Origin of the sequence: Segatella hominis, assembly GCF_004535825.1 — a bacterium.
Lineage (GTDB): Bacteria > Bacteroidota > Bacteroidia > Bacteroidales > Bacteroidaceae > Prevotella > Prevotella hominis.
In genome coordinates this window covers 21463-43188 of record NZ_SGVY01000032.1, presented here as the reverse complement: position 1 = coordinate 43188, position 21726 = coordinate 21463, and the positions used below count along the sequence as shown (strand labels likewise).

Sequence of the window (21726 nt, the reverse complement as noted above, 5' to 3'; positions counted from 1 at the left end):
CGCTTTATGGGGTAAGGGGATTTTGTGTCTGCGACATTTCTGTTGTGCAAGAAATATGTACAATAAAATGAATTTTGTCGCTTTGCAAGCAAAATCCCACTAAACCCTATAGGTTGCGGATTTGAGGTTAACAATAAAATAATCAGTAATAAAGAAGGTACACAAATGGAACTACGCAGCACATTTCAGTCAATCATTTCCTTGCACCAAGAGGAATTACCTTTTGCCTTGCAAGAGAGAAGCACCCAACTTCCGTTGGATGGAAACCGCATCGTGACTGTTACTGGCATTCGCCGTTGCGGAAAGTCATCATTATTGGGACTTACGATTAATCGCCTGCTACAACAAGGAATTCCAAAAGAGCGCATCCTCTATGTAGGTTTCGACGATGAACGTTTTCTTTCCATGTCGCCCGAAAATTTCGATGAATTGCTGCAAGCTTATCGTGAAATGTATCCTGACACATCGCTTAAGGATGTTTATATGTTTTTTGATGAGATACAACTCATAGAGGGCTGGGAACTCTTTGTTCTCCGGGTGTATAAGAATTATTGCAAGCATATCTATATAACAGGTAGCACAGCCAAGATGCTTTCAGAAGAAATGGCTTCCGCTTTGCGAGGATGGCCTGACGAATATCGCGAGTATCCTTTGAGTTTCAAGGAATATTTGGCGTTCAAAGGCACCAAGGCAAATCCATTTAGCGAAGCAGGAAAGGCAAAGATGGCTGTCTCCTTCCGCGGTTATTGCGAGGAGGGCGGTTTTCCAGAGGTAGTTCTCGAAAAAAGCAAGATGGAAAAAGTAAAAATCCTGCAGTCTTACTTCAACACCATGCTCTTCAGGGATATGGTGGAGCATTATCATATCGGAGCTTCTCCTTCGGTGGTGCGTTATTTCTTAAAGCGTGTGATGACAATCTCACGAAGCCGACTAGCGTGAACAATATTTATAACGACTTGAAATCGCAAGGCTTAAAGGTCTCCAAGGATTCCCTCTATCTGTGGCTCGACTATGCTTGCAACATTTTCATGTTTCGCAAAGTGGAAAAATACGATAAGTCGATGGTAAAACAGCGTTCTGCTCCTGCCAAGTATTATGTGGCAGACATTGCCCTGCGCAATGCCGTATTATTGCCTGAGAGCGAAGATGCAGGCAAGGCTTTGGAGAATATTGTTTATCTCAACTTAGAGAGAACACTTGGAGAAGAGGACGGGATATTCTACTTCTATGAATCGAAGGAATGCGACTTCGTTGTGAAAAAGGGCGAGCGTGTAGCTGAGCTGATACAAGTCTGCTGGACATTGAATGATGATAACGTAGAACGAGAGATAGGAGGCTTGATAGCTGCCTCCTCTGTTACAGGCTGCAAACAGGGTAAAATCATCACTTCCTCCCAACGGGAGACCTTCGAACGAGACGGAATAAGGATTGAGGTTATGCCGATATGGGAGATGGAATAGGAAAAGGGAAGTCGTTCTTTTCATCATTTTTCTTGTTTTTATGATTCTACTTTGTTCATAATACAACATCCCCCTGGAATCGGGTACGCCTATTTTTAAAATAATGTTGCAAAAGTACAAAAATAATAGGAGAGAAAGGAAAAACTCTCCTTTCTAAAAAGAAATAATTGCCGTTTTCTTTCCCTTTTAAAAGGAAAGTTTGTATTTTTGCAACCAAAAGTCCCTTGAAAAAGTGGCAGAATAGAGCAAAAAGTCCCTTGAAAAACGTGCACAAATTCAAGAAAAGTCCCTTAAAAAACGTGCACAGTATCAAGAGTAATACATCATAAATCATTAGAAAACAGATGTTTAAACGAAAAATCGAGAAATATCTCAAAGAATGGAAGAGTGATGAGCACAAACTCTCATTCTTCCCCTCTACATGGCTTTCCTGCTGAAAAACAAATAATCTTTGTTAAAATATCGGAATCCTAAGAATAATCCCGACAGAAATGATTAAATTTGCAAATAAAAACAGATACTGTAGATAAATGCAGAGGATAACGCATAAGAGAATCAGAATTTCCTGGCTGCTGCTATTGGTTTATATACCGATGCTGTTGGTTGTTACGTTTCACCATCATGGGGAAGCGCAGGGAAGTCAGGCTGGTTTCTATTGTGCAGATTGCGCCCATCATATTCATCACGACGGGCATCTGATAGCTCTGCAGAATACCATGCACGACTGTGTGCTCTGCCAATTGCAAAGCACTCCTTATCTGGCTCCATCCCTCGTGGTTTGGGTTGCCCTCGCCGTGCTTCATTTCTCCCCTCGCCGTGCCTACTGCTCTCCTTGCTTGTGTAGGGCGAAGGGGGTAAAATCTACCCGTGCTCCACCTTATTATCTTTTTCACTAATTGTTTTTCTTCTAAAGGATTGATTGTATCTAAACGATGAATCCCGGAAGATTTATCTCTAAACGATGAATCTCAGCAGGATTGTTTCTATACGATTTATCCCAGCTGAATAGTCTCTATATGATTAGTTGCAGGCGAATAGGCTCTGCGCGATGAATCCCAGATGATTTATCTCTAATCGATAGGAAAAAGAATAAAATAAGGTAATAAAAATAAATAATGAGAACAATATTGAAAGCAATATTGCTGATGAGTCTATGCTCATCGGCAACAGCCCCTGCTATGGCTATAAACAGAGCAAATCATGATAAGAAGGAAGCTAACATTCATGAAGAAGAGGCAAACGATTCTACCAGACACCAGCCGCTGACGGAATCGAGCGTGAAACTGAATGAAGTGGTGGTTACGGGATTGACGGGCAGCCAGAAACTGAAGCAATCGCCTGCACCTATCTCCTTCGTTTCTGCCCGCCAGCTCGAAATGCAACCTTCAACCAACATCATCGACGCCATCGCCCACCAGCCAGGCGTTTCGCAGATTACCACGGGAAGCGGAATTTCAAAGCCTGTGATCCGTGGCCTGGGCTATAACCGCGTGGTCGTGGTAAACGATGGAATCAGACAGGAAGGACAGCAATGGGGCGATGAACACGGAATAGAAATTGACCCGGCTTCGGTGCATTCCGTAGAGATTCTGAAAGGTCCGGCAAGTCTTATGTATGGCTCGGATGCGATGGCTGGCGTACTCATCTTCCATTCTGCTCCAACGCTTGCCAAAGGCGACATGAGAGCAAATTTCTCTACCGGTTATCAAACCAACAACGGACTTTTCGATTATTCGCTCAACTTTGCCGGCAACCAGGGCGGATTTGTATGGAACACCCGCTACAGCGGAAAGATGGCGCATGCCTACAAGAACAAATACGATGGTTACGTCTTCGGTTCATCACTCCGAGAACAGGCCCTTTCACAGCTCCTCGGCTGGAATTATCGCCAGGGACATTCGCATCTCACACTCGATTATTATCATCTCACTCCGGGCATCGTAGAGGGAGAAAGAGATGAGAAAACGGGCGAACTGGAAATTCCGGAAGGCTACGATGCCAAGAGTTACGGCAAGCCGATGCCTTATCAGCAGATTCGTCATTACAAGGCTGTACTTGATAATTCCTGGTTCCTGGGCGACGGCAATCTGAAGTTCCTTCTGGGTTATCAGCAGAACCGCCGTCAGGAGTTTGAGGAGGAAGAGAATCCGAAGGAATGCGGACTCGACTTCATGCTCCATACCGTGAATTACGATCTGCATTATCTCTCGCCGGAAATGAATGGATGGAAGTTCTCTATGGGCATCAACGGCATGTGGCAGCAGTCGATTAATAAAGGTTCTGAGTTCCTGATTCCAGCCTATCATCTCTTCGATTATGGTGTATTTGCCACGGTGAGCAAGGAGATAGGCAAACTGAACCTGAGCGGCGGCATCAGATACGATCATCGCCATCTGCACAGCGAGGCTTTGAGAGAAGAGGATGATGCAGAATCGCATCGTTCTGAATCGAATGGTTCTGAATCGAATGGTTCTGAATTGAATGATTCTTTCCGTTTCCAAGCCTTTAAGCGAAGCTTTGTGGGAGTGACCGGAAGCATCGGCTTGGCTTACGAAATCCTGCCCGATTTCAATATCAAGTTGAACTTAGCAAGAGGATTCCGTGCTCCAAATATCAGCGAATTGTCTTCGAATGGCGTGCACGAGGGAACCCAGCGATATGAGTTGGGAAACACCCGTCTGAAGCCAGAGAACAGCTGGCAATTCGACCTTGGTCTGGATTATTCTTCGCCTATCATCTCGGCTTCCCTTTCTCTGTTTGCCAATCGCATCAACCATTACATCTATAGCGAGAAGTTGGCAGATGAGAATAATCAGCCTGTCCTTATCGACGACACGCCTGCCTATCAGTTTACTTCGGGCGACGCCCGCGTCTTAGGTGGTGAGGCAAGCGTCGATGTTCATCTGTTGGAGCATCTTCATTTCTGCAACACCTTCTCGTATGTCAACTCCGTACAGTTGCATCAGCCATCCGAATCGAAGTATCTGCCATTCACCCCAGCTCCTCGTTGGGTTTCGGATGTAAGGTATGAGTTCCTCTGCAACAGCAAGATGTTCGAGCATCTCTTTGTCAAACTGGAGATGGATTGCAATCTCCGCCAGAACCATTATTTCGCAGCCAACGATATGGAGACCGCTACGCCATCCTATACCTTATTAAATATGTATGCAGGAACCGATGTGAAGCTTCATGGCAAACGCCTTCTCTCGCTCTATCTTTCGGGTGAGAACCTTACCAACCGTGCTTACCAGAACCACCTGAGCCGTCTCAAGTATCTTGACGTAAACCAGGTGACGGGCAGAAGAGGCGTTTACAATATGGGCCGCAACTTCAGCATAAAAGTAGTGGTTCCGATAGAGTTGTAATTCCCCTTTTAGAATAAGCAATTCCTCATCAGGAATCAGAATTTTGAATAAACAAGTGCCGATAAGGGTGCCAAAAGCTGCAGGAAAAGTAACTTTTGGCGCCACTATCGGCATTTTTTCGTCTAATTATTAGACAATAATGACCACTTTTCTATGATATTTCGTAACTTTGCACCATGATTAAGAAACAAGGAACGATATTGATTGTTGATGACAACCGCAACATTCTTACTACGGTAAGGATGCTGCTGGAACCCATATTCGATGGCATCATCACCATCGCCAACCCTAACTCCATCCCAGCCAAACTGAGAGAGGAGCACCCCGATGTGGTGCTGCTCGACATGAACTTCTCCAGCGGAATCAATTCTGGCAACGAGGGATTGTACTGGCTCAGGGAAATCAAGAGTCTCAACCCGAAAACCGAAGTGGTGCTCTTTACCGCCTATGCCGACATCCAACTTGCCGTAACAGGCATCAAGGAAGGTGCCGCCGACTTCATCGTGAAGCCTTTTGAAAATGAGAAATTGGTTCGTACGCTGATAGAGGCAAGGGATAAGAACAAGCCTACAGATAAAGCTATCAGCAGAAAAGGTGGAAATGATTCGACTGGCATGATGTATTGGGGAGATAGCGAAGTTATGAACAATTTGAGAAGTATTGTGGAAAAAGTTGCCGCAACTGATGCAAACATCCTCATTACGGGCGAAAACGGAACGGGTAAAGAGGTATTGGCTAATGAAATACATCGTATGTCCACAAGAAGTGCGAAAAAGATGCTGCCTGTGGATATGGGAGCCATTACGGAAACCCTTTTCGAGAGCGAACTCTTCGGTCATGTGAAGGGTGCTTTTACTGATGCCAAGGTGGATAAACCGGGCAAGTTTGAGCTTGCCGACGGCAGTACCATCTTCCTGGATGAGATAGGAAACCTATCCTACAGTCTTCAGGCAAAACTCCTTACCGCCCTGCAACGCAGAAGCATCGTAAGAGTGGGGGGAAGCACGCAGATTCCCATCAACGTACGACTGGTTTGCGCCACCAACCGCAACCTGCAGCAGATGGTAAACGATGGCGAATTCAGAGAGGACCTGCTCTATCGCATCAACACCATCCATCTGGAATTGCCTGCCCTGAGACAGAGAAAATCAGACATCGTTCCATTGGCAGAAAGATTCCTCCGTCAATATGGCGATTTATATAATAAGGAGAATCTCCGTCTTTCGGAAGAAGCAGAGAAAAAACTTACCAGTTTGCCATGGTATGGCAACATACGTGAACTTCAGCACGCCATCGAAAAGGCCGTGATTCTGTCTGATGGCGGAATGATTTCTGCCGAAGATATTGACGGCGGAAACCAGCAGAGAAGAGAGAAGCCTCTGGAAGAGGTTCAGACGCTCGATGAGATGGAGAGCAGAATGATAGAGAAAACCATCAGGGAATGTGAGGGAAATCTGTCGGTGGTAGCCGCAAGGTTAGGTATTTCTCGCCAGACGCTTTATAATAAGATTAAGCGATATGGGATTTAAGTGAAGAACGAAAAGTGAAGAATTCTATAGTTTTTTGAGGTATGGATATTAATAAGGTGATTATTATCGTGCTTTTGCTCGTGGCTGTAGTGGGTTACATTCGCCTCTACCGCCACTATCGCCGCAACATCAAGAAGGTAACCTTCCTTTTTGATGCGATAGATAATGGGGATTTCTCCTTCAACTTTCCTACGGAGAAGGGGTTTAAGGAAGATAAGATTCTGCACAAATCACTCAACCGCATCAAGCTCTTCCTGCAACATACGAGAGAGGAACAGATGGAGCGGGAGAAATATTACGAGCAGATTCTGAATGCAGTAGATACGGGCATACTGGTGGTAGATAGTCATGATAATATCCTGCAGCACAACCAGGCAGCCCTCCGATTGCTCGATACGGATGTGCTTACCCACATGAACCAGGTAAAAGGAAAACTGAAGGATGAACACCTGGCAAAACATGAGACGCAAGCCATGCTGAAAGACAAGCACGTGCGCATCATCGCCCTAAGCGACGTGAGCCACGAGCTGAGCAATCAGGAGGTGGATTCTTGGATTAAACTGATTCGTGTGCTGACCCATGAAATCATGAATACCATCACACCGGTTACTTCGCTGAGCGAGACTCTGCTTACCCGAGTTACAGAGGATAAAGACTTGAAGCAAGGCTTGGAAACCATCCACAAAACAGGAACCGAGCTGTTGGCTTTCGTCAACAACTATCGCCGCTTCACCCATGTTCCCCAGCCTCAGCCTGCTCTTTTCTATGTGGAACCATTCCTGGAAAGAATGGCGTTGCTCTGCAACCACGAAGTAGAGATTTCGGTTTCTCCCAAGGATTTGCTGGTTTACGCCGATGAGAGTCTCCTCTCTCACGTTGTAACGAATCTTCTGAAAAATGCCGTAGAAGCTTTCAAGGAAAAGGGAAAGTTATCTGCAGAAAGAAACAAGCAAGATGGAAATGAGCAGGGTAGGAACAAGCAGGAATGCCGCTCCGCAGATTTGCAATCCGCGGCAAGCAAGAAGGCATTTATCCGTCTCCAAGCCTACACCAATGCCCAGGAATCCATCATCATCGACGTGAGCAACAACGCCGGTCTCATCCCCGTAGATGTAGCCTCTCACATCTTCATCCCGTTCTTCACCACGAAGCCGGAAGGAAGCGGAATCGGGCTCTCCCTTTCCCGCCAGATCATGCGAGTAAGCGGCGGCAGTCTCTCGCTCCATCAGGACAAGGCACAGGGAATCACCACCTTCCGCATCATCATCCCATAAAAAAGTATAATTTGGGGGAGGAAAGTTTGGCACTTTCGCTTTTTTACCATATCTTTGCCTTTATAAAAGATTAAGCTTATGTCAACCGACGATAAGACCATATTAGAGTTAGTCATATAATTACTTACAGAAGATTATGGCATTCGAAAAGGAAATCAAGGAATACGAGGATTTGAGAGGAAAATATCAAACCCTTATCATCAATAAAATGGATAGAGAAGAGTACATCAAATATAATGAAGTACTCTTCTCTACCCATTCGTGCGCCATTGAAGGCAACTCATTCTCCGTAGATGATACTCGGGAACTGAAGGAGAAAGGATTAGGGATGATTCCTGCCGGAAAGACTCTTTTCGAGGCTTTCGAAATGCTCGACCACTTCGAAGCCTTCGAGTACGTGATGCAAAACTCGCAGCATCCACTCGACGAGAATCTTCTGAAAGAAATCAACAGGCGGGTTACCAGCCACACGCTTTCCTACCGTTCTCCAGAAGCCATTCCGGGCGAATACACCACCACGGACATGGCTGCAGGCGATACGGTATTTGGCGACCACGAAGAACTCATCGCCAGAGTTCCCAAGCTGTTGGAATCTACCGAAAAAGCCATCATTTCGGCTGCCGTTCATCCCATGATTCTTGCCGCCCGTTTTCATGGCTTCTACGAATATCTTCATCCCTTCCGTGATGGGAATGGAAGAACAGGACGACTCATCAGCAACTACATTCTCTTAAGATTGAATCATCCTCTCCTCATCATCCCATCCGAAGCTCGCCAGGAATACATTTCTGCCCTCCGCATGATTCGTACGGAAGCAACCGACGAGCACCTCATCCGCTTCTTCTTCAAGATGGCAATACAGAGAATGGAAGAAGAGCTGAAGCAGAAAGAGGCTAACACCAAGCGATTTATGACATTCCTCTTCTGATGAAGCATAGCGTCATACGCTCAGAAGTGACAGAAACACTAAAGCTGATTGCCCTCCTCCACAATCTGTCCATCAAACAGGCGGATGGTGCGATGGGCTATCTTGGCATCATGCTCATTATGCGTTACCATGACGATGGTGGTGCCCTCGTGGTTCAGCTCGGTAAGCAGATGCATCACCTCGGCACCATTCTTGGAATCGAGGTTACCCGTAGGCTCATCGGCAAGGATGAGCTTCGGACCAAAGACCACGGCACGGGCAATGGCTACTCGCTGTTGCTGACCACCTGATAGCTGGTGAGGGAAATGCTTGGCACGATGGCTGATGGCCATTCGCTTCATAATCGCCTGCACCTTTGCCTTGCGCTCCGCCTTCGGAATGTTGAGGTAAGTAAGAGGAAGTTCGATGTTCTCCTCTACATTCAATTCATCTATCAGGTTGAAGCTCTGGAACACAAATCCGATTTCTCCCTTTCTCACATCCGTGCGCTCTTTTTCCTTCAGGTTTGCCACCTCGTGATTACCCAGAAAATATTTTCCCGAAGTTGGGTTGTCGAGCAAACCGAGGATGTTGAGCAAGGTGGATTTGCCACAACCGGATGGTCCCATAATGGCGACAAACTCGCCGTCTTCTACTGTGAAAGATACATTATTTAAAGCAATCGTCTCCACATCTTCTGTGCGGAAAGACTTGCAAAGATTCTCTATTTTAAGCATTTTCTTATCTTTTTACTTTTTTACCTTTTTACTTTTAATATTATTCATCCTTGAGATATTTCACCGGATTACTATTCGCCACCTTGTAGCAGTTGATGACGACGGAAAGCCCGATGATGACGAGCAAGATGATGGTAACGCCGATAAACAACAAAGGCGTCATCGTAATCTTCTCGCTGAACGACATGAGCCATTGTCTGGCTATCAGCCAAGCCCCCAAGTCGCCCACGAAGATGCAAGGCAAGGCTATCTTTATGATGTCCTTTAGGAAGATGCGAAGAATGTCCTTCACCTTCGCCCCGTTCACCTTTCTGATTGCAATCTCCTTGCGGCGGCGGTTCACCTCATCACTCGTATAGCCCACCAATCCGAAGAGGGCGATGATCATCGTTACGATGCCTGCAACCAAGATTCCGTTGCGGAAATTGAGCTGGGAAGCATACTGTGTCTTGAACTCGGATTCATAGTCGAGTACCGTCACGGCATTATTTGGATACATCGACTGCACTTTATTTCTCAACTCTGTTAAGGCATCTTCCGTCAGATTATTGAACTTGACGAGCATATAAGAAGCTGTCCAAGGAGCATAGAAATATACGTATGATATATTCTTGAACTCTGCGCCCTCAGAAGTAACTGTTCCATATTTGATATTCTTGACAACACCACAAATCGTCATCGTTTCATCCTGATTACAATGTGCAGAAATCCAAATTCGTTTTCCTACAGCCCCATCTTTCCAATGTCCGAGTGTAGTTAATCTCTTAGCCAAAGCCTCATCAATAATCACTTGGCGAGAACTGTCATTGCGTTCTGTAAAGAACGAACCTTGCACAAAGTCGATTCCCATCATCCTGAAATAGTTGTCATCTACTCCCCCTGCATCATGGATAAGCTGAATCGACTTTCTATCATCTGGCAACTGCACATTATTTCCACTTACCGCATAGCTTTCCAACGGAAGAGAATAAGCAGAGGCTACCTCCTTCACATCCGGCATACGCTTGATTTCAGACAAACATCGACTGCGTTGATCACCATTGATAGCATCCACATGTACGATAGCCACATTCTCATAATTGTAACCAGGATTCATATTCACCATCAAACTATACTGTTGATTGACAACAAACAGCAAACTAAAGAGTAAGCCCGAAATAACGAACTGTACACCTAAAAGAGCTAACTTCCAACGGTTACGGTTTTCATTATATCCTCGGAATGCAATGGCAACGGGAATCTTATTGTAGAGCCAACCTGGAACCAATCCACCAACCAACAATACCAATAAACAGATGGAGACCAATATCCAACTGCCACGATTGAACACCAACGTGCTTACCGGGGCAGAGAGGAAATTCTCGATGGTTCCCTTGCAAAGAAACACGAGAACAGCAGCAAGGATTACCGCCAACCCCACATGCACCAAAGCCTCGGAAAAGATAATGGCATGAATATTCTTTGGTTCTGCACCATAACATTTTCGGACAGCCATCTCACGAGAGCGAGTCACGAGATTTCCTACGATGATAAGCAGATAGTTCATCACGGAAGTGAAGAGCAACACGAAAGCTATAATGCCTAAAATCCATCCCATCATCTTGATATAAGAATTCTGGGTAAACACCTTGCTGAGTATGGTAAATTCATAGTCAAGGGTGAATCCTGGCGTTTGAGTCGCCACTGCAGTAAAATGGTCTTTTTTCATTTTTGTGATGTAAGGACGAAGTTCACTTATTTCATGTCCTTTCGCCAAACGGATGTAAGAGAAATAGTTGTCATTTCCCACCCATTGATTTCTGCCATCATAGCCCCAAAGGTCTCCTATACTGCATAAAGACACCAGAATTTGTCTGTTATGTAGAGATGCGCCCCAAGGAAAGCTTTCGAAAATGCCACCTATAGTGAATGTTTTGTCTGGATATTCAGGAATAGTAAAATGCTTGCCTACCACATTTCCTCCCATTTGCTCTGCCAATTTGGAATCAATCATGCAATATAGCGGACGAGATAAAGTTTCCTTTGCCTTTCCCATCAATATCTTTTGCGGGAAAATATCAAAGAAACAACTGTCTGCCATCAAAACGTTAGCCTCCATGCTGTTTTGATTTTCCAACTTACATTGTTCTTTATCCATATCAACAAATCTTGTAGCAGCTTCTACCATTGGAGCATAATCCTTCACACCAGGGGCAATCGCTCCAGATGTCTGGTTAAAACTAAAAGGTTTACTACCATTGAAGCTTGGCATACTGCCCACTTCTGAAATCTGATACGTCCTTTCCCATCCAGGGAAATACGTATCGTAAGTCTGCTCGAAATAAATCTCGGCAATAATTACCGAACTGATTGCCAATCCGAGCGCCAGACACAAGATCTTCACGAAATTATGCTGGCCCCTCCGAGGCAGATTCTTGAATGCGTTAATAATATGTTTCATCGTATATTGTATATAAGGGCGTATGCCCCAATTTCACAGTTCTAATTTCTCATTTCTAATTTAACATTAGAATTTCATTATCCTTATAGGCCTCATAGCCGCTAACGATAACCTGCTCGCCTGGCTCCAAGCCCTCAATCACCTCATAATACTGAGGATTCTGGCGACCGATGGTTATCTTGCGGCGATAAGCCTTCTTGCCACTCTTGTCTAAAACAAAAATCCATTGACCGCCCGTTACACTATAAAACGTGCCTTTAGGGATAATTATTGCCTGCTTCGACTGACCGAGCTGCAAATCTACATAATAGGTCTGACCGGTTCGGATGTTGCCAGGTCGAACGCCTTTGAAGATGAAATCGATGCGGAATCTGCCGTCTCTTACCTCGGGATAAACCTTGCGGACCTGCAGGAGATAATGCTTGCCGTTCTGGTTGAAGGTAGCAGTAAGTCCCGGTTTTACCCGGTCGATGTAATGCTCATCCACCTGCGCCTGCACCTTGAAATCGCTGAGGTCGTTGATGACTCCAATCTTCTGTCCAGCCTGGATGCTCTGTCCTAACTCCACATCGAGCAAGCCTATCTCACCCGATATGGTGCTGCGGATGTTCAGCTTCTCCTTGCGCTGGCGAACCAGTTGCACATTCTTCTGCATGGCTTCCAGATTATCGCCCATCTGATCCATCTGCGAACGGCGGAGCTGTGCATCCTTCTTCAATCGCTTGCTGATGAGCGCATGCTTCTTGACGGCAAGGTCGTAATCTTCCTTAGCCTTCAGATATTCCTCGCGCGAATTGAGTTCTTCCTTGTGCAACGCCTCCTGATGCTGATAGGAGCGGCGCTTGGTAATGACATCCTGCGAAAGCGACAGTTCCTCGTTGCTATTGTTCAGACGGTCCTGCTCCATCGAAATCTGGGTGTTGCGAAGCATGTCCTGCTTTTCGGCAAGTTCACTTTCGGCATTCAGAATTTCCAGGTCGAGATTCGAATTGCTCAGTTTCACGATCACATCGCCCTTGTTCACGTGGGCACCTTCATCCACCACTTTCTCCAGAACAATACCGCCTTCCTCGGAACTGATCTGCACCACGGAGATAGGAACCACCTGTCCATCCACCGAAACATAATCGTTGAACTGCGCCTTCTCCACAGTTCCGATGCTCAATCCCTTCCTGTCCACCTTCAGGGTGGAAGAGAAATTGCTCAATCCCAACCAAATGAGGACTGCGATCAAAACCGCTCCTCCGCCAATCCATGCCCAATACTTGCGAGGCACGAGATATTTTTTCTTTTCTATCTTTATATCCATAATTTAAGTGAAGAGTGAAGAACGAAAAGTGAAGAATTCACTTGCATTCTCCAGGTTTATTTAATTAAATTTTCTCCCTGGTAATAAGCAACCAATCTCTGTTTGATAATGAGCAGCATCTGCATCTGGAGTTCTTTGATTCTGCTTTCCAGAAGCGTTTGGGCTGCGGTATGAAGATCGAAGGTGGAAAGCATTCCTTCTTCAAACTTCCAGCTCGACATGTGATAGGCGAGCGAATCGGAGGCCACCTTCTTCTGCATCTGATGCAACTCCTTGGCGTAACCCTCTGCATCCATCACCGCCAGGGCTATCTGGTCGTGAAGCTTGCGACGGGTTTCCTCCAGGTTTACCTGTGCCAGTTGCCAGTCGTTGCGTGCCTTCTTCACGCTGTGCCAGCGGTCACTATTATAAATAGGTATGGAAAGGGTCAATGCGAGGTATTCGCCCTGGTTGTTGCGAAACTGAGAGGCAAACCCATCGTATTGCCCTTTCTGAGAGAGATTCTTGTAATAGTTGGTAGAAATGCCGCCACCGAGAGAGAGTGATGGCAGCAATCTGCCTTTTGCTATCTTGTAATCATACCGTGCCCGCTCCACTTCGTATTCTGCCGACTTCAAATCGGGAGAAATATGCTGGAAACCCTGGTAAACGGTTTCGTAGTTTACTCCAGATTCAGGAACCTCTTTATTATCAGACGTTAACTTCAAATTCTGCTCCTCATTAATCAGAATTTTCAGCTCTTCATCCATCGGAAAATTCATCGCAGATTTCAAGGCGAGCAGACTCTGTTTTGCCACATTCTCCTGATGCGTAAGATTGTATTCGTCTTCCGCCACCTGCGATTCCATCTGCACCACATCCGGGCGGCCTTTCTCGCCCAGTTCATACAGGCGCTTCATCTTAACTAACATCCGCTTGCTTTCGTTCAGTTTCTCGCTTGCTATCTGAATACTTGTCTCAGCATAGGCAGCATCCACATATTTCTGCATCACGTCGATGGCACGGTCGTCCTGAATCTTCTGCATCGCCGTGGCTGAATAATCCCGGCTCAGCTTAGCCTGTTTCAAGGCGTTGATGGTGGCGAAACCATCGAAGACATTCAGTTCGGCATAAAGCTGATAATAGTTGTTGAATGTCGTTACATTATTATAAGTATTGGTTTCCGGGTCGATGTTTCGTCCCCAGGCGTACTGTCCCTGCACGCCGCCCGTAACGGTAGGCAGGAATCCTGCCACGGCATGCTGGTAATCCTGCTTGCGCTGGCGGGCATGTACCACCTCACGCTTCACCTCCGTAGCGTGCTCCACGGCGTATTTCATGCAGTCGTCAAGGCTCCAGCTCTGTGCCGAGACTCCAGCCGCCCAGACCAGCCATCCTATCAATATTCCTATTTTTTTCATAATCTTCTTCATTTTGGCATGATAAGGACAAGAGCCGTGCCAATATTTTAATCATGCTGATAATCAGGTTGTTATGTGAAATAGTCAATAAGTAAGCTGTCTAATAATTAGACATAACCGTCTAATTCTTGGACAGTAGATTGCAATCTAACAATTTACGGATTTCGATATATTTATTCTGAAATATTTTGAGAATTTCGCTAAAAGTCTTATCTTTGCATAAGATAAGCTGCACTCGGCAATTTGAAAACAAGTTTTCATTGCGCTCATTTGCATTATCTTTGCAGCAGAAACTACCTTTATAAAAAAGGAGTGGTGGATTAAGCAAAAAGTCCCTTGGAGACGTGCATAAGTTTAATAGAATAACAGAAAATCAGATATGAAAAAAGACAAGAAGATGATGCCCTGGAAGAGGAACTCAAAATGCCTGATGGCAACTGTGGCGTTCAGCCTTTCTTTCTTGCCGGCGCAAGGAGAGGCGGTTCATTTTACCATTCTTCCTACTTTGCCAGAGCAGCATATCCAGCACTTTGGCGCAAGTGATGCGTGGAGTATGCAGTTTCTCGGTCTCTGGCCAGAAAAGCAACAGGAGCAGATAGCAGACTGGTTGTTTTCCGTGGAAAATGATGAGATGGGGAAACCGAAGGGAATTGGTCTGTCGCTCTGGAGATTCAATCTGGGCGCAGGAAGCGAGGAACAGGGAGAGGCTTCGCAGATTCAGCGAGGAACCCGAACCCAATGCTTTCTGAATGCCGATGGAACCTACGACTGGAATAAGCAGGCGGGGCAACGACGCTTCCTGAAACTCGCCAAGCAGAGAGGAGTTCCTTATTTGCTGGCTTTCTGCAATTCTGCTCCCGTCTTTTATACGCAAAATGGACTCGCCACGAATACCGGACGGGGAGGAACCATCAACCTGAAAGACGACTGCTATCAGAAGTTTGGAAAGTTTATCGCCACTTCGCTCAAGGGGATTGAGGAGCACGACGGTATCCACATCGACTATATGAGTCCGATCAACGAACCCGATGGACATTGGAACTGGACGGGACCGAAGCAGGAGGGAAGTCCTGCTACCAACCGTGAGGTGGCCCGGGTGGTAAGAGAATTGAGCAAGGCCTTGGTGAAGGAAAAAATGAATACGCAAATCCTCATCAACGAGTCGAGCGATTACCGCTGTATGTTGGCTACGCATGAGACCGACTGGCAGAGGGGTTATGAAATCAACGCTTTCTTTACCAAAGACAGTACGAAAACCTACTTGGGCAACGTAAAGCAGGTGCCGATGCTGATAGGTGGTCACAGTTATTGGACCAATACGCCTGTACCTTATATGCGTGAAGTGCGTATGCAGATAAGGGAAGCCTGCCGACAGAAGGGCATTAAGTTCTGGCAGACCGAGACTTGCATCATGGGTAATGATGAAGAAATAGGCGGTGGCGGAGGTTATGATTTCTCCATGAAGACCGCTCTCTACGTAGCCCGCATTATCCATCACGACCTGGTTTATGCCAACGCCGAAAGCTGGAGCTGGTGGCGTGCTGCTGGTGGCGACTATCGCGATGGATTGCTCCGCATCTACAGTAAGGATGGCTGGCAAACCGGTTGGGCAGTTGATTCCAAACTCCTCTGGGCTTTGGGCAACTATTCCCGCTTTATCCGTCCTGGTGCCCAGCGCTACGACATTTCTGCTACTGATGCATCCGGAAAGCAGGTGGAGGAGGGATATAATGATCCTCGGGGCGTGATGTGTTCTGCCTATAGAAATGTGGATGGAAAATGGGTGATGGTGGCAATCAATTATTCTGAGAACGTCAAACCTATTACGTTGCAGGTGGCAGGAATGAGCCGGATGGAGTGGGAAATGTATCGCACCAGCGATGTTTCCTCCGAGAGTTTGGCTCCTGTAGGAAAATGTATGGAGAAGGCAGTTCTCGCACCTCGAAGCATTACGACGTTTGTGCAGGACTAATCAAACATCAATCTCAAATGGGGACTTATCCATTCTTTCAAAGTTTTATAGGATTTAATGGGAATTGATGAATAAAGAAGTTTAATCAATTCTGGAATTTGATGAATAAAGAAATTTGTTCAATCATGGAAATTGATAAATTCCTAATATGAATAAAATAAGCCGTTTAGAGAGAATCTCTGAACGGCTTATAATGTCCTTGGTCGGCAAAGGCGAGCATTTCCTTATCGCCACGACTGTCTCCGAACGCTTCGATTTCATATCGTGTACGGTCGAAATCGAGTGTTGAGGCTCCCTTTCCATTATTGATGGTACGAGTCAGGGCTTCGCAGATGCGATGAACTTTCTCCTCGCCATAGCAGTTGTTGGTCTTGAAATAGCCGGTTACTTTACCGTTGGCTATTTCTATCTGGGTGCCGAGAACTTCCACATCAGTTAGGTTTTGGAAGTCGAAGAAAGGCTTCACCCAGTTGTCGATACTGGCGCTTACGATCAATACCCGCTCTTTCTTGCGCTTAGCTTCTTGTATTTTTCCAATACCACTCAGACGCAGCAGGTAGAGATTTTTAGCAGCAAAATTGACGCAGTAATCATCAAAATCTTCGATGCTCATACCGCCGAAGAAGTGCTTGAAAATAATCTGCTTCGCTTTCCAGTTGGGGAAAAGATGCAGTTTCATCAGCACGAGGATGGGGCTATAGAGCAGGAAACCCATGAGGAAGCGCGTCTTCCCCATGCTGAATTTGATAAACTCGATAAGTGTATCTTTCTTTGTGAGCGTTCCGTCAAAATCGAAACAATATATTTTTTCTTTTTTCATCATTTCATTTCTCATTTCTCATTTGTCATTTATCTCAGTATTTCCTTTTTCCCGAAGAAATAAGTCAATTTTGTTTTTTCCATAACCTTGGCAATAGCGATGCTTCCTGCGATGGCAAGGATAATGGTAAAAGCAGCCAGGAGGATTTCACTCTTGTCGAAGGCGAACAGAGGATGATAGAATTTCGCTGCCATTGTGAAGATGGGATGGAAGAGATAAATCGGCAACGTGTTCTTACCTATATATAATAAGGTGGACTTTCCTATCATTTGCGACTTGTAATATTGGTTCAACCACATAAGCGCAGAAATGCAGCACCAGCAGGAGAAAGCAACAGCTATGTTCCCCCAGTCATAGAGGTCTTCCCTACAGAGGATGAAAGGCCAGAGAATGAACGCCAAGGGAGTAGGGCGGAAAACCTTGTTGAAGTCGATGCGGCATTGGCGGATAACGACTCCGGCAAAATAATAAATGGCAGCCGTGATGTTCAGAGCTGGGGTCTTGCTCATCAGCAGCATCAGAATCGCCAAGAGAAAAAGACGGGTTGTTAAAGACAGGGTTTCCTCCTCCGTCTTTCCCTTGTTTATATTGCTGCAAGAATCATTCCCCTTACTATTCTTATAAGAATTATTCTCCTTACTATTGCAGCAAGGCCCAATTTCCTTACTATTGCTACAAAAATCATTCTCCTTACTATTCTTGTAAGAATCATTCTCTTTATTATTCCTGCAAGAACAACGCCCCCTGTATTTGCTGATTATATCACAAGCCCGGAAGCTCCCGTAATACAAGATTCCACAGATAATCATGGTCTGGATAAACCAATATGGACCGATGGAAGTGACGAAAATCTTCTCGCAAATCTGTGTGAGGGAGAGTTCGGTAATGCCATCTCTTACTGGCAGGAAATAGGAGAGCACGGAAAATCCCGTCACCATGATGACGTATGGCAGAGCCAGACAAAGCAGATATTTGCCAAACTGCCTGCTCGTTTTCCCGATGTTCACCAGATAACCCGTGATGATGAGAAAGGTAGGCATCATGAACGAGAGAATGCCTGCCTTCAGATGAGGATAAGCATTCCCGAAACTCACGATATGGATGAGAATCATCAGTATGATGAGAATAGCTCGGATGAAATCTAAATCTGTATTCCGTTTCATGCCTTATGCGATATAGATGAGGAACAGGAAGGCTGCAAGCCAGGCTACTACGATAACCTGGGTGATGCGGTCGCGGAGTAGAATCTTGGTAGGGTCGCCACTCTGCTGGTCAACAACTGCTATTTGGATGTAGCGCAAGAGTCCTACCAGCACGAAAACCGTTGTGAGATAGAGTTTGTCGGTATGGAAATGTTCCAGAACCTCCGGACTTACTGTGTACATAATGTAGCAGACCAGAGTGACCGAGGCGGTAATGGTAATCGCCTGATTGATGAAAGTCAGATTGTAGCGGCTCGTATTCTTGCGTGGAGCCTCTCCGGTCTTTTCCATTCTTATCACATCATCGCGGCGCTTGGCAAAGCTCATGAAGAGGGTGATGAGGAAGGTCATCAGCACAATCCACTTGCTCAGTACCACGCCCGTTGCCACACCACCTGCCAGCAGACGGAGCACAAAACCGAAGGCTACGATGCAGACGTCTATGATGGCATACTGCTTGAACTTTGCGCAATAGCCTAAGTTCAGGCACCAGTAGAAAAGGATAATGCCCATCGTTTTCCAACCATCCAACAGACTGCTGAAACCGATGGAGAGTATCAGCATCAGAAACATCAGTCCATACGCCTGTTTTACCGATACGGCTCCGGAAGCTATCGGGCGATGGCATTTCACAGGATGACGTCGGTCTGCCTCCACATCGTAAATGTCGTTGAAACAGTAGATGCTGGAAGCAGCAAAACTATAGGCGAAGAAAGCGATGACTCCTGCCAGCAGGGCGCCGGTATTGAAAAGTTCTCCGCCAAAGAAGAGCGGCATAAAGATAAAGCCGTTTTTAATCCATTGCTTCGGGCGAATGAGGCGCATCAGAGCAGACAACCCCTTACTGTCCTTTTCTATATTATCTATTTCTTTTTCTTTCATAAAGTCCTATTTTGATTATTTTTTTCCTTTCGTTCCTCTTTTCCCTTTTCCAAAGTCCTTTTTCCTTTTCAAAAAAGTTCTCCTTTCTCCCTTCTAATTTCTCATTCTCCTTTCTCCTTCTCCATCAGGATTTTGCCTAATTCCTTAGAAATCCAGCCCACGATTTTTGCCAATATCCAGGAGGCAGGGAGCGTGATGGCGATGCAGGTGAAGAAGGTAGGCCAATAGCTCCAATGCCATTTCTCGATATAGTAGAGTACGAAGTGGATGTGGATGAGGTAAGCTTCCAGACTCAAAGCGCCCACAAACATGAATGCCTTGTTTACCCATTTCGGAGTGCGGCGGAAGATGCGGTTGAGCAGCAGAATGCTGGTTACTGTGAGCGGGATATAGAGCATTCTTTCCAGAAAGAGTGGGAATTGACCATGCTTCACCTGCTCCAGGAAGATGCTGGAGAGAAGCGTCATCAGAAACATGATCCAGATCATCCAGATGCTTGCCCCGTCGAGCGTATCCTTGCGGCGCACCATCTCGCCCATGTTGATTCCGATGAAGAATATAGGTACGCGACTCCAGAATATCTCCAGATGGCCTACTGCCTGATGGATAGGAGTAACGTATTGCACCAGGATGCACCACATCACCATGACCACAGGCAGCCAACGGTAGATAGGATGGCGCTTGATGAGTTCCATATAGCCTGGAGCAAAGAGATAGAGCATCATCGTGGCAGGAATGTACCAGAAGTTCAACTCATCGTGCAGCCAGAAACCCCAGTTGATGGAAATCTCTCCGAAGAGATAAATCCAGTCCCACGTACTTCCGCCATGAAAACGGGGAATGTAGAAGAGGCAGGCGATGATGAGCCAGGCAGGATAAATGCGGAGATAACGGCGGATGAAGAAACGCTTAACGTCAGGATTCTTGACCCATGAAAACCACAGACCGATTCCGCTGAGGAAGAGAAACATATCTACTCCCACATTTCCCATTCGGCGAAGTCCATAGAAAGCATCTTCACGTGGCAAACCCACATGAAAGAGGATGATGAAGAGCATGGCTGCTCCCATCAGTTCACCACGAAATCGGCTGATATTCGCCAGTTCTATATCTTTTATCTTCATAGGCGTAAGCTAAGTGGAGAGTGAAGAACGAAGAGTGAAGAATCCTCTTGTCTTCTTGTTTGTATTTTTATTATGGAGGTGGAAAACGAAAAAAGCTTCTAAAGCTTCGGATTTGGGATTTTCTTCATCAGTTGCGTGAACAACCAAGCCAGGCAGATGCTCGATACGATATAGAGGAGCAGACCTGCATACATATCTCCCTGTCGGCTGATAGGGATGAAAATCTTTCGTGTGATAGGGTGGCAGACGAAAAGTGCCGCCGAAATGCCGCCCATCCATTCCAATATCCTGTTGACTCCTGACAACCAGTTGACTCCTGAAAGAAATTTGGCGGTCAGTACGCTGAGCAGACAGATGAAGAGGGGTACGAAGGTCCATCCCATCATGCTGCCGCTGAGACTGTAGATGATGGAGCAGCAGAAGATGATGCCGAAGAAATTCGTCACGTTGTGATGGAAAGTCATCAATATCTTCTCGCCATATCGGGCATAGAGTACGCCTAACCCGAATGGCAACATTCCTCCCATGAAATTATAGCGGTAGCGGTTCATCGCCTCGCTCTCTGGATTGTCCCATCCCAACGCTATCTGTATCACTATGCAGACTACCATCAGTCCTACGGTGAATCCCCAATGTTTGCGATAGATGAACAGGCGATAGACAATATAGAGTTGGAGCATCAATCCGAAAAACCAGAATGGTCCTGGCCAGATGATGCGGTCTGGGTCGGGCAATATATTATTAAACATACCTAACATCGCCACAATATCAAGTGTAGCATACTTGTGCGGACCGTATGTGATGTAGTCGAGCATGGTGAAGGCCACGAATCCCACAATCATCATCTTGAAGAGTTTCAGATAATGATAGCGGATGAAGCGAAGCGGCTCTTTCCAGTTCCACATCGTCTTTCCGTTGATGTTGACAAATTGTGTCGAGGCATCAAGATGTGGCTTTGCTTCATATTTCAAGACCAGTCCGTATGCGCTCAGGAAGAGGAATACTGGTACGCCATAATGTCCGAAGAATGAGATGAGATGGAACGGCAGATTGAGGTCTGGATTGACCAATACCTGATTCAGCCAGTCCACATTATGTTGAAAATACTGATACTCGTTCTCCTTGACGATAGAACCTATCCAATGGCAGTAGTTGTGCAGGAAAATGCCGATAATGGCAAGTCCTCGCAGCACATTACATTCCGAACGACTTAAAGTGGGTGTATTCATATCTTATTTCTCCTATTCTTTATTTAATGATAGGGGCATATTCTTTTTTATGGGTGCAAAATTACGTATTTTGTTT

The 21726-nt window shown here is 45.8% G+C and carries 17 protein-coding genes; 8 read left to right on the top strand and 9 right to left on the bottom strand.

Annotation, left to right across the window (positions count from 1 at the left end):
• Positions 1 to 165 precede the first annotated feature (165 nt).
• The 7 genes from EXN75_RS18280 (at position 166) to EXN75_RS11630 (ending at position 8556) form a co-directional block, all read left to right on the top strand.
• Positions 166 to 939: an ATP-binding protein gene (locus tag EXN75_RS18280; protein WP_246031386.1), complete on the top strand. Its 774-nt coding sequence runs from the start codon at positions 166 to 168 to the stop codon at positions 937 to 939.
• Entirely contained in the window at positions 936 to 1460 is a 525-nt protein-coding gene (locus tag EXN75_RS18275) for a DUF4143 domain-containing protein (protein WP_246031385.1), read from the top strand. The genes EXN75_RS18280 and EXN75_RS18275 overlap by 4 nt, the downstream gene beginning before the upstream one ends.
• Before the next feature lie 530 nt (positions 1461 to 1990).
• Positions 1991 to 2356: a hypothetical protein gene (locus EXN75_RS11650; protein WP_134843951.1), complete on the top strand. Its 366-nt coding sequence runs from the start codon at positions 1991 to 1993 to the stop codon at positions 2354 to 2356.
• A gap of 219 nt (positions 2357 to 2575) precedes the next feature.
• Positions 2576 to 4825, top strand: coding sequence for a TonB-dependent receptor (locus EXN75_RS11645; RefSeq protein WP_134843950.1), 2250 nt, complete (start codon positions 2576 to 2578; stop codon positions 4823 to 4825).
• A 176-nt stretch (positions 4826 to 5001) separates the two neighbouring features.
• On the top strand, positions 5002 to 6354 hold the full coding sequence (locus EXN75_RS11640; protein WP_134843949.1) for a sigma-54-dependent transcriptional regulator: 1353 nt from the start codon (positions 5002 to 5004) through the stop codon (positions 6352 to 6354).
• 41 nt (positions 6355 to 6395) lie between these two features.
• Positions 6396 to 7628, top strand: a complete 1233-nt coding sequence (locus EXN75_RS11635; RefSeq protein WP_134843948.1) for a sensor histidine kinase — start codon at positions 6396 to 6398, stop codon at positions 7626 to 7628.
• Between the two features lie 136 nt (positions 7629 to 7764).
• Complete coding sequence (locus tag EXN75_RS11630) at positions 7765 to 8556, top strand: Fic family protein (protein ID WP_134843947.1); 792 nt, start codon at positions 7765 to 7767, stop codon at positions 8554 to 8556.
• A gap of 38 nt (positions 8557 to 8594) precedes the next feature.
• Here the strand turns inward: EXN75_RS11630 and EXN75_RS11625 are convergent, their stop codons facing one another.
• Genes EXN75_RS11625 through EXN75_RS11610 form a run of 4 tightly spaced genes read right to left on the bottom strand, consistent with a single transcriptional unit; the run spans position 8595 to position 14421 of the window.
• A complete protein-coding gene (locus tag EXN75_RS11625) occupies positions 8595 to 9272 on the bottom strand; it encodes an ABC transporter ATP-binding protein (RefSeq protein WP_118117608.1) in 678 nt (225 codons plus the stop codon).
• A gap of 40 nt (positions 9273 to 9312) precedes the next feature.
• Entirely contained in the window at positions 9313 to 11712 is a 2400-nt protein-coding gene (locus EXN75_RS11620; protein ID WP_134843946.1) for an ABC transporter permease, read from the bottom strand.
• Positions 11713 to 11767: 55 nt separating this feature from the next.
• Positions 11768 to 13021 (bottom strand): efflux RND transporter periplasmic adaptor subunit, encoded by a 1254-nt coding sequence (locus EXN75_RS11615; protein WP_134843945.1) that lies wholly within the window; start codon positions 13019 to 13021, stop codon positions 11768 to 11770.
• Positions 13022 to 13077: 56 nt separating this feature from the next.
• On the bottom strand, positions 13078 to 14421 hold the full coding sequence (locus EXN75_RS11610; protein ID WP_246031384.1) for a TolC family protein: 1344 nt from the start codon (positions 14419 to 14421) through the stop codon (positions 13078 to 13080).
• Positions 14422 to 14851: 430 nt separating this feature from the next.
• Here EXN75_RS11610 and EXN75_RS11605 point away from each other — a divergent pair, with 430 nt between their 5' ends.
• Complete coding sequence (locus EXN75_RS11605; RefSeq protein WP_134843953.1) at positions 14852 to 16393, top strand: glycoside hydrolase; 1542 nt, start codon at positions 14852 to 14854, stop codon at positions 16391 to 16393.
• 166 nt (positions 16394 to 16559) lie between these two features.
• Here the strand turns inward: EXN75_RS11605 and EXN75_RS11600 are convergent, their stop codons facing one another.
• The 5 genes from EXN75_RS11600 to EXN75_RS11580 all read right to left on the bottom strand — a co-directional run bounded on the left by EXN75_RS11600 (position 16560) and on the right by EXN75_RS11580 (position 21650).
• Positions 16560 to 17213 carry an HAD family hydrolase gene (locus EXN75_RS11600; RefSeq protein ID WP_118117655.1) on the bottom strand — a complete coding sequence of 218 codons (654 nt, stop codon included), beginning with the start codon at positions 17211 to 17213 and terminating at the stop codon, positions 16560 to 16562.
• Between the two features lie 29 nt (positions 17214 to 17242).
• On the bottom strand, positions 17243 to 18376 hold the full coding sequence (locus tag EXN75_RS11595; protein ID WP_134843943.1) for an acyltransferase family protein: 1134 nt from the start codon (positions 18374 to 18376) through the stop codon (positions 17243 to 17245).
• 3 nt (positions 18377 to 18379) lie between these two features.
• Positions 18380 to 19297 carry a decaprenyl-phosphate phosphoribosyltransferase gene (locus tag EXN75_RS11590; RefSeq protein WP_118117620.1) on the bottom strand — a complete coding sequence of 306 codons (918 nt, stop codon included), beginning with the start codon at positions 19295 to 19297 and terminating at the stop codon, positions 18380 to 18382.
• Positions 19298 to 19398: 101 nt separating this feature from the next.
• Entirely contained in the window at positions 19399 to 20421 is a 1023-nt protein-coding gene (locus tag EXN75_RS11585; protein ID WP_134843942.1) for an acyltransferase family protein, read from the bottom strand.
• 98 nt (positions 20422 to 20519) lie between these two features.
• Positions 20520 to 21650, bottom strand: a complete 1131-nt coding sequence (locus EXN75_RS11580; RefSeq protein WP_134843941.1) for an acyltransferase family protein — start codon at positions 21648 to 21650, stop codon at positions 20520 to 20522.
• Positions 21651 to 21726: the final 76 nt, after the last annotated feature.